14 protein-coding genes are annotated in these 15,177 nt (G+C 74.5%); 13 read left to right on the top strand and 1 reads right to left on the bottom strand.

The features are described from left to right. Positions 1 to 177: 177 nt before the first annotated feature. Together efp and nusB are read left to right on the top strand one after the other, a co-directional pair. Complete coding sequence (gene efp, locus ATM99_RS14275) at positions 178 to 741, top strand: elongation factor P (protein ID WP_062103540.1); 564 nt, start codon at positions 178 to 180, stop codon at positions 739 to 741. A 1-nt stretch (position 742) separates the two neighbouring features. Beyond that, positions 743 to 1,159, top strand: a complete 417-nt coding sequence (gene nusB / locus ATM99_RS14280; RefSeq protein ID WP_062103541.1) for a transcription antitermination factor NusB — start codon at positions 743 to 745, stop codon at positions 1,157 to 1,159. 45 nt (positions 1,160 to 1,204) lie between these two features. Here nusB and ATM99_RS14285 read toward each other — a convergent pair whose 3' ends face one another. After that, positions 1,205 to 3,520: a bifunctional diguanylate cyclase/phosphodiesterase gene (locus ATM99_RS14285; protein WP_223305115.1), complete on the bottom strand. Its 2,316-nt coding sequence runs from the start codon at positions 3,518 to 3,520 to the stop codon at positions 1,205 to 1,207. A gap of 224 nt (positions 3,521 to 3,744) precedes the next feature. Here ATM99_RS14285 and pyrR point away from each other — a divergent pair, with 224 nt between their 5' ends. The 11 genes from pyrR to rpoZ all read left to right on the top strand — a co-directional run bounded on the left by pyrR (position 3,745) and on the right by rpoZ (position 15,172). Next, positions 3,745 to 4,338: a bifunctional pyr operon transcriptional regulator/uracil phosphoribosyltransferase PyrR gene (pyrR, locus tag ATM99_RS14290; protein ID WP_062103542.1), complete on the top strand. Its 594-nt coding sequence runs from the start codon at positions 3,745 to 3,747 to the stop codon at positions 4,336 to 4,338. Further along, positions 4,335 to 5,339 (top strand): aspartate carbamoyltransferase catalytic subunit, encoded by a 1,005-nt coding sequence (locus tag ATM99_RS14295; protein ID WP_062103543.1) that lies wholly within the window; start codon positions 4,335 to 4,337, stop codon positions 5,337 to 5,339. The genes pyrR and ATM99_RS14295 overlap by 4 nt, the downstream gene beginning before the upstream one ends. Continuing rightward, positions 5,336 to 6,652, top strand: a complete 1,317-nt coding sequence (locus ATM99_RS14300; protein ID WP_062103544.1) for a dihydroorotase — start codon at positions 5,336 to 5,338, stop codon at positions 6,650 to 6,652. Before ATM99_RS14295 ends, ATM99_RS14300 begins: the two co-directional genes overlap by 4 nt. Further along, positions 6,652 to 7,200 (top strand): hypothetical protein, encoded by a 549-nt coding sequence (locus tag ATM99_RS14305; protein WP_062103545.1) that lies wholly within the window; start codon positions 6,652 to 6,654, stop codon positions 7,198 to 7,200. The genes ATM99_RS14300 and ATM99_RS14305 overlap by 1 nt, the downstream gene beginning before the upstream one ends. After that, positions 7,197 to 8,417 carry a glutamine-hydrolyzing carbamoyl-phosphate synthase small subunit gene (carA, locus tag ATM99_RS14310; protein ID WP_062103546.1) on the top strand — a complete coding sequence of 407 codons (1,221 nt, stop codon included), beginning with the start codon at positions 7,197 to 7,199 and terminating at the stop codon, positions 8,415 to 8,417. Before ATM99_RS14305 ends, carA begins: the two co-directional genes overlap by 4 nt. Next, positions 8,417 to 11,743 (top strand): carbamoyl-phosphate synthase large subunit, encoded by a 3,327-nt coding sequence (gene carB, locus ATM99_RS14315; protein ID WP_062103547.1) that lies wholly within the window; start codon positions 8,417 to 8,419, stop codon positions 11,741 to 11,743. Before carA ends, carB begins: the two co-directional genes overlap by 1 nt. Continuing rightward, the gene (pyrF, locus tag ATM99_RS14320; protein ID WP_062103548.1) at positions 11,740 to 12,600 is read left to right on the top strand and encodes an orotidine-5'-phosphate decarboxylase; all 861 of its coding nucleotides are present in this window, start codon (positions 11,740 to 11,742) and stop codon (positions 12,598 to 12,600) included. Before carB ends, pyrF begins: the two co-directional genes overlap by 4 nt. Positions 12,601 to 12,775: 175 nt before the next feature. Continuing rightward, entirely contained in the window at positions 12,776 to 13,642 is an 867-nt protein-coding gene (locus ATM99_RS14325; protein ID WP_062103549.1) for a hypothetical protein, read from the top strand. Positions 13,643 to 13,780: 138 nt separating this feature from the next. Continuing rightward, complete coding sequence (gene mihF / locus ATM99_RS14330) at positions 13,781 to 14,092, top strand: integration host factor, actinobacterial type (protein WP_013117080.1); 312 nt, start codon at positions 13,781 to 13,783, stop codon at positions 14,090 to 14,092. Positions 14,093 to 14,195: 103 nt separating this feature from the next. Further along, the gene (gmk, locus tag ATM99_RS14335; RefSeq protein WP_062103550.1) at positions 14,196 to 14,762 is read left to right on the top strand and encodes a guanylate kinase; all 567 of its coding nucleotides are present in this window, start codon (positions 14,196 to 14,198) and stop codon (positions 14,760 to 14,762) included. A 143-nt stretch (positions 14,763 to 14,905) separates the two neighbouring features. Beyond that, positions 14,906 to 15,172 carry a DNA-directed RNA polymerase subunit omega gene (rpoZ, locus tag ATM99_RS14340; protein WP_046528381.1) on the top strand — a complete coding sequence of 89 codons (267 nt, stop codon included), beginning with the start codon at positions 14,906 to 14,908 and terminating at the stop codon, positions 15,170 to 15,172. The last annotated feature ends 5 nt before the right edge of the window (positions 15,173 to 15,177 follow it).

Below are 15,177 nucleotides of genomic sequence, written 5' to 3' on the forward strand. Positions count from 1 at the left end.
CGTCGGAGCGAGCCGTGCGGGTGCGCGAGGGCGCGGGCGCTAGGATGGACGACGGCCTGGGGCCGGACGACCGCACCGGTCGGCGGCAGCGCCGGGTCGGGCCTGCCGGAGCACCGGCGCCCGCCGCCCGCACGCGCCGCACGGCGCGCACCACCACCGATCGGGAGAACGACGCTCGTGGCGACCACCAACGACCTCAAGAACGGCATCGTGCTGCGCATCGACGGCCAGCTCTGGACCGTCGTCGAGTTCCAGCACGTCAAGCCCGGCAAGGGCGGCGCGTTCGTGCGCACCAAGCTCAAGAACGTCCTGTCCGGCAAGGTCGTCGACAAGACGTTCAACGCGGGCGTCAAGGTCGAGACGGCGAACGTCGACAAGCGCGACATGCAGTACCTGTACAAGGACGGCGAGGACTTCGTGTTCATGGACACGGACACCTACGACCAGATCAACGTCCCGGCCGCGACGGTCGGCGACGCCGCGAACTTCATGCTCGAGTCGCAGACCGCGCTCGTCGCGACGAACGACGGGGTGCCGCTCTACGTCGAGCTGCCGCCGTCGGTCGTGCTCGAGGTGACCTACACCGAGCCGGGCCTGCAGGGGGACCGCTCGTCGGCCGGCACCAAGCCCGCGACGCTCGAGACCGGCTACGAGATCCAGGTGCCGCTGTTCCTCGAGTCGAACACCAAGGTCAAGGTCGACACGCGTGACGGGTCGTACCTCGGCCGCGTGAACGACTGACGTGGGCGCCCGGACCAAGGCGCGCAAGCGCGCGCTCGACGTGCTGTTCGAGGCCGAGCAGCGCGGCGTGCCCGTCGCGGACCTGCTCGCGCAGCGCGTCGTCGAGCCGGGCACCGAGGCGTCGCTCCCGCAGTACTCGGTGGACCTCGTCGAGGGCGTGCTCGAGCACGCCGAGCGCATCGACGAGCTGCTCGCGACGCACGCGCACGGCTGGACCGTCGAGCGCATGCCGGCGGTCGACCGGGCGCTGCTGCGCCTCGGCACGTGGGAGGTGCTCTGGAACGACGACGTGCCCGACGCGGTCGCCGTCGACGAGGCCGTCTCGCTCGCCCGCGAGCTGTCGACCGACGAGTCGCCGGCGTTCGTCAACGGCCTGCTGGGCCGCATCGTCGTGCTCAAGCCGACGCTGCTGGCCTGACCGCGGCACCGACCGCACCGCACGGCCCCCGACGCCCGGGCACCCTCACAGGTGCTCGGGCGTCGCGTCGTCACCGCCGTGGACGACCCGCAGCGGGCGGGGCACGGTGCGTGCGCCGCGCGCCTCGACGCGCCGCTGCTCGCCCGTCGTGCGCAGCGGCTCGGTCGAGCGCGGCTGGGGCCGCGCACCGCGGACCGGCAGACCCGCCGCGGGGCGCCCCACGAAGTTGCCCTGCGCGCGTGGCACCCCGAGCTCGACCAGCACCTGCAGGTCGCCGGCCGACTCCACGCCCTCGGCGACCACGTCCAGGCCGTGGTGCTCGGCGAGCGCCACGATGGCGCGCACCGCCCCCACGCCGCGCGGCGTGCGCAGCTCGCGCACGAACGAGCGGTCGATCTTGAGCACGTCCACGGGCAGCCGGGCCAGGCGGGCGAGCGAGCTGTACCCGGTGCCGAAGTCGTCGAGCGCGATGCGGGCGCCCCGCGCGCGCAGCTCGGACAGCACCGGGACGGCCGTCGTCGTGCGCAGCATCGTGCTCTCGGTGATCTCGACCGTCAGGTGCTCCCAGGGGCCGCCCGCCCACGCCTCGTCGAGGCGCTCGAGCACGTCGGGCTCGTGCAGCTCGCGTGCCGAGAGGTTGACCGCCACGGGCATCTGGTGCCGGTCCAGCGCGCGGCGGGACTGCCGGGCCATGGAGCGCCCGATGGGCACGATGAGACCCGTCTCCTCGGCGATCTCGATCCAGTGCTCGGGCAGCACGACCGCGTCGCCCTCCTGCCAGCGGGCGAGCGCCTCGAGGCCCACGACCTCGAGCGTGCGGGTGTCGACGATCGGCTGGAAGTACGCCGTGATGCGGTCCTCGGCGACGGCGCGCTCGAGCGCGGTGCGGACGCGGCGGCGGTCGTCGGCGCGCGCCCGCATGGTCGGGTCGAAGACGCGGTGCCCGCTGGACGTGCGCTTGGCCTCGAGCATCGCGGCGTCGGCGTGCCGCAGCAGCGCGTCGGCGTCGACGACGTCGGTGGGGTCCCACGCGGCCACGCCGCACGTCAGCCGCGGCCCGTTCGACGTGCCGACGTGCGCCGCGAACTCCGTCCGCAGCCGGTGCGCGAGCCCGCCGAGGGCGTCGTCGTCGGGTGCGCGGGACACGACGACCGCGAACTCGTCGCCCGCGAGCCGCGCGACGTACGTGTCGTCGTCGACCCACCCGCGCAGCAGGTCGGCCGTGCGGCGCAGCAGCTCGTCGCCCGCCGCGTGGCCCGCGCGGTCGTTGACGTCCTTGAACCCGTCGATGTCGCAGTAGACGACCGCCACGCGCGTGCGCTCGACCGCGGCGCGCTCGAGCACCTCGACGAGGTGCGTGTCGGCCGCGCGCCGGTTCGGCAGGCGCGTCAGCGGGTCCGTCACGGCGGCACGCTCGAGCCTGTCGCCGAGCGCGTACCGCTCGGCCGCGGTCGAGACGACGAGGGCCAGGTCGACGAGGAACGTGCGGTCGTGCGCCGCGAGCCGCTCGGGCGCGTCGGGGAACAGGTCGGCCACGAAGCGGTCGCGCTGCAGCGGACGCAGCGACGCCTCGACGCTCGGGTCGTCGAGCACGCGGCGGGCGGCGTCACGGGCCTGCAGCAGCAGCGCGTCGGCGTCGCGGTGGAACCACGCGCTGTTGGTGACGGCGGCGAGCGCGTCGCGCATGAGCTCACGCCGCTGCGCGGTGCGTTGCGCGCGGCGCACGCGTACGAACGCGAGCGACTCCAGGCCGAGCGCGAGCGGCAGCGGCCACAGCGACGCCAGCAGCGCCCCGACCGGGCGACCGGGCAGCAGGACCCCGGCGACGAGCATCGCCGAGGACGTGCTGCCCGCCGTGACGACCATCCAGCCGAGGCGCGTCAGGTGGGCCCGGCCGAGCGCGGCCACGACGTAGCCGACCACGACGGCGAGCGCCACGAACAGCAGCGCGACCGCCCCGGCACGCCCGCCCGAGAGGCCGGGCACGCGGTCGGCCGGCAGGAACCAGAGCAGCGCGCGCGCCACGAGCACCGCGCCGACGGCGACCACCCAGGGGCGCAGCCGCGGGCCGCGGCCGCCGAACACGTGCGCGGCGGGCAGCGCCACCAGCAGCAGCGCGCCGAGCAGCTGGGCGTGCCCAAAGGCGAGGAGCTCCCGCGCGGCCGGGCTCTCGGACACCCCGTGCAGGCCACCGACGAGCAGCAGCGCACCCATCGTCACCGACAGCGCGAGGGACCACGTCGAGGCCTCGGAGCGCAGCGCTCCGCGCCACCAGACCCACTGCAGCACGCAGAAGCCGCCGACGAGCCCGGCGGTCAGGAACTGCAGGACGGTGGCCCACAGGGGGACGTCGCCGAGCATGTGACCAGTATCGGCCCACGTCGTGGGGCCCATGAGAGGCATCCGGGTGACGGGGGACGTCAGCGCGGACGCCGCGTCGGCGCCCATCACGGACGCGGCGTCGCCCGCGCCGTGCCGCGCGTCACGTGGACACGTCCGTCGGCACGCGCGGCGCAGCGGTAACGTGTCGTCCCGAGCAACCTCCCTTTAAGCCCGTCCCGTGAGGCGGGGAAGGAGTCGCACGCATGAGCACTGGCACACCTGCGCCCGCATCCGGGGGCGCCCCCGCCGGGGGCACCGGCACGACGGTCCTCGGGGCCGACGACGTGGGACGCGCACTGACGCGCATCGCGCACGAGGTCGTCGAGCGGAACAAGGGCGTCGCCGACGTCGTCCTGCTCGGCATCCCCACGCGCGGCCTGCCGCTCGCCCGGCGCCTCGCGCAGCGCCTCGCGCAGGTCGAGGGCGTCGCCGAGCGCGACCTCGTCGGCAGCCTCGACGTGACGATGCACCGCGACGACCTCGCGCACCACCCCACGCGCACCATCGGCGAGACGTACGTGCCGGGCGACGGCGTCGACGGCAAGGTCGTCGTGCTCGTGGACGACGTCCTGTACTCGGGGCGCACGATCCGCGCCGCGCTCGACGCCATCAGCGACCTCGGACGGCCGCGCGCCGTGCAGCTCGCCGTGCTCGTCGACCGCGGGCACCGCGAGCTGCCGATCCGCGCCGACTACGTCGGCAAGAACCTGCCCACCGCCACCGCGGAGCGCGTGCGGGTCCTGCTGGCCGAGACCGACGGCGAGGACCGCGTCGTCATCGAGGGGGGTGCGCGATGAGGCACCTGCTGTCCGCCGCCGACCTCAGCCCCGCGCAGGCCGTCCACGTGCTCGACACGGCCGCGCAGATGGCCGCGACCCAGGCACGCGAGATCAAGAAGCTCCCGACGCTGCGCGGGCGCACCGTCGTCAACCTCTTCTTCGAGGACTCGACGCGCACGCGCATCTCCTTCGAGACCGCCGCCAAGCGCCTGTCGGCCGACGTCATCAACTTCTCCGCCAAGGGCTCGAGCGTCTCCAAGGGCGAGTCCCTCAAGGACACGGCCCTCACGCTGCAGGCCATGGGCGCCGACGCCGTCGTGATCCGCCACCAGGCCTCCGGCGCGCCGCACACGCTCGCGCACGCCGGGTGGACCAGCGGCGCGGTCGTCAACGCGGGTGACGGCATGCACCAGCACCCCACGCAGGCGCTGCTCGACGCCTACACGCTGCGCCGGCACCTCGTCGGCGACCGCGGGACCACCGACACCACCGGCCGCGACCTCGCGGGCCTGCACGTCGCGATCGTCGGCGACGTGCTGCACAGCCGCGTCGCACGGTCCAACGTGCAGCTGCTGCGCACGCTCGGCGCGCGTGTCACGCTCGTCGCCCCGCCCACGCTGCTGCCCGTGGGCGTGCACACGTGGCCCGCCACGGTGTCCTACGACCTGGACGACGCGCTCGCGACGCGGCCCGACGCGGTGATGATGCTCCGCGTGCAGCGCGAGCGGATGTCCAGCGCGGGCGGCGGGTTCTTCCCCAGCCCGCTGGAGTACACGCGCGGCTACGGCCTCGACGCCCGCCGCCTGGCGACCCTGCCCGACCACGCGGTCGTGCTGCACCCCGGCCCCATGAACCGCGGCCTCGAGATCAGCGCCGACGCGGCCGACTCGCCGCGCGCCGTCATCGTCGAGCAGGTCGCCAACGGGGTCGCGGTCCGCATGGCCGTCCTCTACCTGCTGCTCGCCGGCGACGGCACGCGCACGACCCGCACGACCGACGAGACGAAGGTGCCCGCGTGACCGCCACCCTGCTCACCGGCGCCCGCCCGCTGGGCGGCGACCCGACCGACGTGCTGCTCGCCGACGGCGTCGTCGCCGCGCTCGGCGCGGACGCCCGCACGCACGACGCCGCGCGCGACGCCCGCGTGGTCGACGCCGACGGGCTCGTGCTGCTGCCCGGCCTCGTCGACCTGCACACCCACCTGCGCGAGCCCGGCCGCGAGGACGCCGAGACCGTCGCGTCCGGCACGCGCGCCGCCGCGCTCGGCGGCTTCACCGCCGTGCACGCCATGGCCAACACGACCCCCACGCAGGACACCGCCGGCGTCGTCGAGCAGGTCTGGCGCCTGGGCCGCGACGCCGGCTACGCCGACGTCCACCCCGTCGGCGCCGTCACGGTCGGCCTCGAGGGCGAGCGGCTCGCCGAGCTCCAGGCCATGGCCCGCTCCGCCGCGCGCGTCCGCGTGTTCTCCGACGACGGCAAGTGCGTCCACGACCCCGTCGTCATGCGCCGCGCGCTCGAGTACGTCAAGGCCTTCGACGGCGTCGTCGCGCAGCACGCCCAGGAGCCGCGCCTCACCGCGGACGCCCAGATGCACGAGGGCGTCGTCTCCGCCGAGCTCGGGCTCACCGGCTGGCCCGCGGTCGCCGAGGAGGCGATCGTCGCGCGCGACGTCCTGCTCGCCGAGCACGTCGGCTCGCGGCTGCACGTGCTGCACCTGTCCACCGCCGGGTCCGTCGAGATCGTCCGCTGGGCCAAGGCCCGCGGCATCGACGTCACCGCCGAGGTCACGCCCCACCACCTCGTCCTCACCGACGAGCTAGTGCGCGGCTACGACCCGCGCTACAAGGTCAACCCGCCGCTGCGCACGGCGCAGGACGTCGAGGCCGTCCGCGCGGGCCTCGCCGACGGCACGATCGACACCGTCGGCACCGACCACGCGCCCCACGCCCGCGAGGACAAGGACTGCGAGTGGGCGGCCGCCGCGTTCGGCATGACCGGCCTCGAGACCGCGCTCTCCGTGGTCCAGCAGGTCATGGTCGACACCGGCCGGTTCACCTGGGCCGACGTCGCCCGCGTGATGTCCGCCGCGCCCGCGCGGATCGGACGCCTCGACGGCCAGGGCCGCCCGATCGCCGTGGGGGAGCCCGCCAACCTCACGCTCGTCGACCCCACCGCCCGGCGCGTCGTCGTCCCCGAGCAGCAGGCCACCGCGAGCGTCAACTCGCCGTTCGCCGGCACCGAGCTGCCCGGGCGCGTGGTCGCCACGTTCCTGCGCGGCCGCGCGACCGTGCTCGACGGCGCGCTCGTCGAGCCGGGGGTGCCCGCCTGATGCCCGTCTGGCTCTCCGTCACGCTGCTGGCCGCGCTCGCGGTGCTCGGGCTGTGGGGCATGTGGCACGGCTGGCGCTCGCGCGCGCGTCGCACCGCCGCGCTGGTGCCGTCGCTGCCGGTGCTCCCGGACGCGCCCGGCGCGCCCGTCACCGACGCGATCGAGGCCGTGTACGTGTCCTCGACGCGGGCGGGCGACTGGCTCGACCGGGTCGTGGCGCACGACCTGGGCGTCCGCAGCCCGGCCCGCGTGCGCGTGCACGCCGACGGCGTCGCCGTGACCCGCACGGGTGCACGCGACGTGTGGGTGCCCGCCGCCGCGCTGACCGCCGTGGGTACCGCGAGCGGCCAGGCCGGCAAGTTCGTCGGCCGCGACGGCCTCGTGGTCCTCACCTGGGTGCCCGACCCCGCCACCGGAACCGCCCTCGACACCGCGCTGCACGTGCGCCACGACGCCGAGCGCGGCACGCTGCTCGACGCCGCCCGCGCGCTCGTCGCGGCCCCCACCGACACCGACGCCGCGCCCCCGGCGCGAGAGGAGCAGGCATGAGCGACGCGATCCTCGTCCTCGAGGACGGCCGCACGTTCACCGGACGCGCCTACGGCGCGACCGGGAGGACGCTCGGCGAGATCGTCTTCAACACCGGCATGACGGGTTACCAGGAGACCCTGACCGACCCGTCGTACCACCGGCAGGTCGTCGTCATGACCGCGCCGCACATCGGCAACACGGGCGTCAACGACGAGGACCCCGAGTCGCGGCGCATCTGGGTCGCCGGCTACGTCGTGCGGGACCCCGCGCGCCGTCCGTCGAGCTGGCGCTCGCGCCGCTCGCTGGACGAGGAGCTCGCGGCGCAGGGCGTCGTCGGCATCAGCGACGTGGACACCCGCGCCCTCACGCGGCACCTGCGCGAGCGGGGCGTCATGCGCGCCGGCATCTTCTCGGGCGACGCGCTCGTGCGTCCCGAGGGTGAGCGGCGCCCGGTCGACGAGCTGGTCGACGAGGTGCTGACGGCGCCCGCGATGACGGGCGCCGACCTGGCCGGCGAGGTGAGCGTCGACGCCGCGTACGTCGTGCCGGCCCTCGGCCCCGACGGTGTGCCGCTCGACGAGCCGCGCGCACGCGTCGCGGCGGTCGACCTGGGCATCAAGGCCATGACGCCGCAGCGCATGGCCGAACGCGGCGTCGAGGTGCACGTGCTGCCCGCGACGTCGACGATCGCGGACGTCCTCGCGGTGCAGCCCGACGGCGTGTTCTTCTCCAACGGCCCGGGCGACCCGGCCGCGGCGCGCCACGAGATCGACGTGCTGCGCGGCGTGCTCGACCGCCGGATCCCGTTCTTCGGCATCTGCTACGGCAACCAGCTGTTCGGCCGCGCCCTGGGCTTCGGCACCTACAAGCTGCAGTACGGGCACCGCGGCGTGAACCAGCCGGTCATGGACCGCACGACCGGCAAGGTCGAGATCACGGCCCACAACCACGGCTTCGCGGTCGACGCGCCGCTCGACGCCGAGACCGTCGCCCCGTTCGACGGCGGCCGCTACGGCCGCGTCCGCGTGTCGCACGTCGACCTCAACGACGACGTCGTCGAGGGCCTCGAGGCGCTCGACCTGCCGGCGTTCTCGGTGCAGTACCACCCCGAGGCGGCGGCCGGCCCGCACGACGCGGCCTACCTGTTCGACCGCTTCCTCGACCTCATGACCTCCCACCGCGACGGCGCCGGCACGACCGGCGGCGACGCGACGAACCAGAAGGGCGCCGCCTGATGCCCCGCCGCGACGACCTGAAGTCCGTCCTCGTCATCGGCTCCGGCCCGATCGTCATCGGCCAGGCCTGCGAGTTCGACTACTCCGGCACCCAGGCGTGCCGCGTGCTCAAGGAGGAGGGCCTGCGGGTCGTCCTCGTGAACTCCAACCCGGCCACGATCATGACCGACCCGGAGTTCGCCGACGCCACGTACGTCGAGCCGATCACGACCGAGGTGCTCACCTCGATCATCGCCAAGGAGCGCCCCGACGCGATCCTGCCGACGCTGGGCGGCCAGACCGCGCTCAACGCGGCGATCGCGCTCGACGAGGCCGGCGTCCTCGAGCAGTACGACGTCGAGCTGATCGGCGCGAACATCCCCGCCATCCAGAAGGGCGAGGACCGCGAGCAGTTCAAGCAAGTCGTCGAGGTCTGCGGCGGGGAGTCGGCGCGCTCGGCGATCATCCACACGATCGACGAGGCGCTCGGCGCGGCCGAGGACCTCGGCTACCCGATGGTCGTGCGGCCCTCGTTCACGATGGGCGGCCTGGGCTCGGGCATCGCGTACGACGAGGACGACCTGCGGCGCATCGTCGGGCAGGGCCTGCACTACTCGCCGACCACCGAGGTGCTCCTGGAGGAGTCGATCCTCGGCTGGAAGGAGTACGAGCTCGAGCTCATGCGCGACAAGCACGACAACGTCGTGGTCGTGTGCTCGATCGAGAACGTCGACCCGGTCGGCGTGCACACCGGCGACTCCGTGACGGTCGCGCCCGCGCTGACGCTGACGGACCGCGAGTACCAGCGGCTGCGGGACATCGGCATCGCGGTCATCCGCGAGGTCGGCGTCGACACGGGCGGCTGCAACATCCAGTTCGCGGTGCACCCCGACACCGGGCGCGTGATCGTCATCGAGATGAACCCGCGCGTGTCGCGGTCGTCGGCCCTGGCGTCGAAGGCCACGGGCTTCCCGATCGCGAAGATCGCCGCGAAGCTCGCGGTGGGCTACACGCTCGACGAGATCCCCAACGACATCACCGGGTCGACGCCCGCGTCGTTCGAGCCCACGCTCGACTACGTCGTCGTCAAGGTCCCGCGGTTCGCCTTCGAGAAGTTCCCCGCCGCCGACGACACGCTGACGACGACCATGAAGTCGGTCGGCGAGGCCATGGCCATGGGCCGCAACTTCACCGAGGCGCTCGGCAAGGCCATGCGCTCGATCGACAAGAAGGGCTCGACGTTCCACTGGGACGGCGAGGCGGCCACGGGGGAGGAGCTCGAGCGTCTCGCCGCGACGATCTCGCGGCCCACCGAGCACCGCCTCGTCGACGTGCAGCAGGTGCTGCGCGCGGGCGTCCCCGTCGACGACGTGTACGCGCGCACGGGCATCGACCCGTGGTTCCTCGACCAGGTGCAGCTGATCAACGAGGTCGCGCAGGAGACCGCCGACGCGCCCGCGCTCACGCGCGACGTGCTCGCGCGCGCCAAGCGGCACGGCCTGTCGGACACGCAGGTCGCGTCGCTGCGGCAGACCAGCGAGGACGCCGTGCGGCGCACCCGCTGGGCGCTGGGTGTGCGGCCCGTCTACAAGACGGTCGACACGTGCGCCGCCGAGTTCGCGGCACGCACGCCGTACCACTACTCGTCGTACGACGAGGAGACCGAGGTCGCGCCGCGCGAACGTCCCGCGATCCTCATCCTCGGCTCAGGGCCGAACCGCATCGGGCAGGGCATCGAGTTCGACTACTCGTGCGTCCACGCGGCGCTCGCGCTCAAGGGCGAGTACGAGACCGTCATGGTCAACTGCAACCCCGAGACCGTGTCGACCGACTACGACACGTCCGACCGGCTGTACTTCGAGCCGCTGACGTTCGAGGACGTGCTCGAGGTCTACGAGGCCGAGCTCGCGGCGGGCCCGGTGGCGGGACTCATCGTCACGCTCGGCGGGCAGACGCCCCTGTCGCTCGCGCAGCGGCTGTCCGACGCGGGCCTGCCGATCCTCGGCACGTCGCCCGAGGCGATCGACGCCGCGGAGGACCGCGGCGAGTTCGGCGCCGTGCTCGAGGCGGCCGGCCTGCCCGCGCCCGCGTTCGGCACCGCGACGACGCTCGAGGGCGCGCGCGAGACCGCGCGTCGCATCGGGTTCCCGGTGCTCGTGCGCCCGTCGTACGTGCTCGGCGGCCGCGGCATGGAGATCGTCTACGACGAGGCGCAGCTCACGGAGTACGTCGAGCGCGCGCTCGCCGAGCAGGTCGGCGGGCACCGTGCGTCGCTCCCGCCGCTGCTCATCGACCGGTTCCTCGACGACGCGATCGAGATCGACGTCGACGCGCTCTACGACGGCACCGAGCTGTTCCTCGGCGGCGTCATGGAGCATATCGAGGAGGCGGGCATCCACTCGGGCGACTCGGCGTGCGTGCTGCCGCCCGTGACCCTCTCGGTCGCCGAGCTCGAGCGGATCCGCACGTCGACCGAGGCGATCGCGCGCGGCGTCGGCGTCCGCGGGCTGCTGAACATCCAGTTCGCGCTGGTGTCCGACGTGCTCTACGTCCTCGAGGCGAACCCGCGCGCGTCGCGCACGGCGCCGTTCGTGTCGAAGGCGACGGGCGTGTCGCTCGCCAAGGCCGCGGCGCTCGTGATGGCGGGACGCACGATCGCGCAGCTGCGCGACGAGGGCGTCCTGCCGCGGGCCGACGCGAGCACGCTCGACCTCGACGCGCCGATCGCGGTCAAGGAGGCCGTGCTCCCGTTCAAGCGGTTCCGCACCGCGGACGGCCAGGTCGTGGACACCGTGCTCGGGCCGGAGATGCGCTCGACGGGCGAGGTCATGGGCTTCGACGTCGACTTCCCGACCGCGTTCGCGAAGTCGCAGGCGGCCTCGTTCGGCGGGTTGCCGACGACCGGGCGGGTGTTCATCTCGGTCGCGGACCGGGACAAGCGCTCGATCGTGTTCCCCGTCAAGCGGCTCGTCGAGCTCGGGTTCGAGATCCTCGCGACCGAGGGGACGTCGGCCGTGCTGCGCCGCAGCGGCATCCCGTCGACGGTGGTCCGCAAGCACTCGGCGGGGCGGGGGCCGGGCGGCGAGCCGACGATCGTCGACCTCATCACGTCGGGCGAGGTCGACATGGTGGTCAACACGCCGTCGGGCCAGGGCGCGCGTGCCGACGGGTACGAGATCCGTGCGGCCACGACCGCCGCGGACAAGGCGATCGTGACGACCGTGCAGCAGCTCGGTGCAGCCGTGCAGGCCATCGAGGCCCGGCAGGGCGGGCCGTTCGCGGTGACGAGCCTGCAGGAGCACGACGCGGCGGCCGCCGCGCGGCGTGCGGCGGCGGTGCCGGCGTGACGGCGGACGCTCCCGTGCGGCCGTTCGGCGAGCGACTGGCCGCGGCGATGGACGCGCACGGGCCGCTGTGCGTCGGGATCGACCCCCACGCGTCGCTGCTCGACGCGTGGGGGCTCCCGGACGACGCCACGGGACTGCGCGAGTTCGCGCACCGCGTCATGGACGCGGTCGCGGGGCGGGTCGCCGCGGTGAAGCCGCAGGCCGCGTTCTTCGAGCGGCACGGGTCCGCGGGCGTGGCCGTGCTGGAGGAGGTCGTCGCGGCGGGCCGGGAGACCGGCACGCTCGTCGTGGTCGACGCCAAGCGCGGCGACATCGGCTCGACGATGGGGGCCTACGCGGACGCGTTCCTGCGGGACGGCTCGCCGCTCGCGGGGGACGCGCTGACGGTGTCGCCGTACCTCGGCTTCGGGTCGCTCGACCCCGCGGTGGACCTCGCGCTGGCGACCGGGCGAGGCCTGTTCGTGCTCTGCCTGACGTCGAACCCCGAGGGTCCGGACGTGCAGCACGCGCGCACGGCCCAGGGCGTCACCGTCGCGGCGCAGGTCGCCGCGCGCGCGGCCGCCCTGAACACGGGTGCGGCGACGCTCGGGTCGATCGGGCTCGTGGTCGGCGCCACGGTCGGTACCGCCGTGCGCGACGCAGGGGTCGACCTCGCGGCCGTCGCGGGCCCGCTGCTGGCACCGGGCGTCGGTGCGCAGGGCGCGGGGGCCGCCGAGCTCGCCGCGGTGTTCGGCGACGCCCGCCGTCAGGTGCTCGCGTCCTCGAGCAGGGGAGTGCTGGCCGCCGGCCCGGAGGTCGGTGCGCTGATGACCGCTGCCCTCGAGGCCTCGTCCCAGGCGGCCGCGGCGCTGCGCTGACGCAGGGTCGCGCGTCCGTCGCACCAGGGCGCGCGACCACCGCTCAGCGTCGTGCCGATGCGTGACGATAACGGAACCTAGCGGTCAACCACCGCCAGGGGGCCGAACCGAGGCCGCCTCACGGCGGCCCGCCCCGAGGACACACCAGGCGCGGACCCGCCGCTAAGGTGCGGACGTGCGCGGACGGACGACGGTGGGGCAGGCCGCGGCGCGCTACCTCGTCCAGCTCGAGCAGCGCCCGGCGTCGACCGCACGCGCCCAGCGCTGGGCGCTGACCGACCTGGTCGCGCAGCTGGGGGAGGAGCCTCTCGGGCAGGTCGCCCAGGACGACCGGCTCGCCCTGTGGTCGACGTCCCCGACGGGCTCGGGCCGTGAGCCGTCGGCGGCGTCCGTGCGGCAGCGCGCCACGGCCGCACGCGGGCTCCTCCGGCACGCGGTCGAGCACGCGATGCTCGACGCGGCCGCCGCCGACCGGGCGCTGGCCGCGCTGCGCCGTCCCGCCACCCCGCCCGTCGTGCGCGACCACGCACCCGCGCGCCTGCTGCTCGCCCGGGTGGGCGGTCGGCGGCCCCACGGCGTCTCGTGGGAGGTGTGGGTCCGGTTCCGTGCGCACGTCCGCGTGCTGGCGGACACCGGCGCGTCCGAGCGTGACCTGGCGCGCGCGTGCGTCGCCGACCTCGCGGCGGGCGCGACGACCCTGCGCCTCGTCGGCGCGCCCCACGAGCTGTCCGACCCGACCCGGCACGCGATCGAGCAGTGGCTGCCCGTCCGAGCGGCGCTGGTCGCCACGCTCGAGGGCAGCCCGCCGCCGCAGCTCTGGGTCCGCGCGCACCCCTCGGTGCACCCGCGCACGGGTGCCGTCGCGGCCGTCGGCATGCCCATCACCGCGCGCGGGCTGCGCAAGGCGTTCACCGAGGTCCTGGCCGCGCTGGTCGGCGACGACCCGCGCCTCGCGACCTGCACCGTCGCGCACGTCCGGGGGCTCGGGCGGGGTCGGTCGGCGGGTGACGACGGCCCCCGCCGCGCCCTCGACGAGGTGTGATCCGGTGCGTCGGCGCAGGTCGCAGGGCGACACGCGGCGCTCCCGCGTTGCCGAGCGGTCGGACCGTCGCTAGTTTCGTCCTCAGATCCCGCGCATTCCGACGAGGATCTCCGGCCCAGTGACGAGAAGGTGACGCGCGTGGCTCTTCCTCCGCTGACTCCCGAACAACGAGCCGCCGCGCTCGAGAAGGCTGCCGCGGCGCGGCAGGCCCGTGCCGAGGTGAAGAACCGCCTCAAGTACTCGCAGGGCTCCCTGTCCGAGGTGATCGAGCAGGGCCAGCAGGACGAGACGATCGGCAAGCTCAAGGTCGCCGCGCTGCTGGAGTCCCTCCCCGGCGTGGGGAAGGTCAAGGCCCGCGCGATCATGTCCGAGATCGGCATCTCGGAGACCCGCCGCGTGCGTGGCCTCGGCCCGCACCAGGTGAAGGCCCTCGTCGACCGTTTCGGCTGAGCGCCGCGGCGACACCCACGGCGCCCCGCCCGGACCCGGGCGGGGCGCCGCCGTGTCCGGACCGCCCGGGCACCTCACGACCACGACCTGGAGCAGGGCACGCATGACGACGCAGCAGGCACGGCTCACCGTGCTGGCCGGACCGACGGCCGTGGGCAAGGGCACGGTGTCGGCCGACATCCGCGCCCGGTACCCGCAGGTCTGGCTCTCGGTCTCGATGACGACGCGCGCGCCGCGCCCCGGCGAGGTCGACGGTCTGCACTACCACTTCGTGTCGCCCGAGCGGTTCGACGAGATGGCCGAGCGCGGCGAGCTCCTCGAGTGGGCGGTCGTGCACGGTCGCAACCGGTACGGCACACCCCGTGGTCCGGTCGATGAGCGGCTCGCCGCGGGGGAGCCCGCGCTCCTCGAGATCGACCTGCAGGGTGCGCGCCAGGTGCGGGAGTCGATGCCCGACGCCCGGTTCGTCTTCCTCGCCCCGCCGTCGTGGGACGAGCTCGTGCGCCGGCTCGTGGGTCGCGGCACCGAGGACGAGGAGGAGCGCGAGCGACGCCTCGCCTCGGCCCGCGTCGAGCTCGCCGCCGAGTCGGAGTTCGACCACGTCGTCGTCAACGACGACGTCCACCGCGCGACCGACGAGATCGTCCGACTCATGGGCGTCGAGGCCTGAGCGTCGCGCCTGACGTCCGCGTCCCGGGGTCCACCGCCGCGACCGGGTAGCATGGTGCGCTGCGCCTCTCGCCGCCCGTGCCGTCACCGGCACCCGCCGGCGGACGCACGCCGACCAGCCCTCCGACGAAACGGGAGTCCTCCGTGTCCGGAACCGTTGCCGCCCCCACGGGCATCACCGACCCGCCCATCGACCGTCTGCTCGAGCGCGCGGACTCCAAGTACGCGCTCGTGCTGTTCTCGGCCAAGCGCGCGCGCCAGATCAACGCGTACTACGCGCAGCTCAACGAGGGCCTCCTCGAGTACGTCGGGCCGCTCGTCGAGACCCGCCCGCAGGAGAAGCCGCTGTCGATCGCGATGCGCGAGATCGACGAGGGCCTGCTCACGTCCGAGCCGACGCCGGAGGCCTGACCTCC

It is taken from the genome of Cellulomonas sp. B6, from assembly GCF_001462455.1.
GTDB lineage: Bacteria > Actinomycetota > Actinomycetes > Actinomycetales > Cellulomonadaceae > Cellulomonas.

Coding starts and splice junctions, on each gene's coding strand:
- ATM99_RS14285 (WP_223305115.1), bottom strand. CDS start 3,520: ATGCTCGGCGACGTCCCCCTGTGGGCCACCGTCCTGCAGTTCCTGACC.
- pyrR (WP_062103542.1), top strand. CDS start 3,745: ATGAGCACTGGCACACCTGCGCCCGCATCCGGGGGCGCCCCCGCCGGG.
- ATM99_RS14295 (WP_062103543.1), top strand. CDS start 4,335: ATGAGGCACCTGCTGTCCGCCGCCGACCTCAGCCCCGCGCAGGCCGTC.
- ATM99_RS14305 (WP_062103545.1), top strand. CDS start 6,652: ATGCCCGTCTGGCTCTCCGTCACGCTGCTGGCCGCGCTCGCGGTGCTC.
- carA (WP_062103546.1), top strand. CDS start 7,197: ATGAGCGACGCGATCCTCGTCCTCGAGGACGGCCGCACGTTCACCGGA.
- carB (WP_062103547.1), top strand. CDS start 8,417: ATGCCCCGCCGCGACGACCTGAAGTCCGTCCTCGTCATCGGCTCCGGC.
- gmk (WP_062103550.1), top strand. CDS start 14,196: ATGACGACGCAGCAGGCACGGCTCACCGTGCTGGCCGGACCGACGGCC.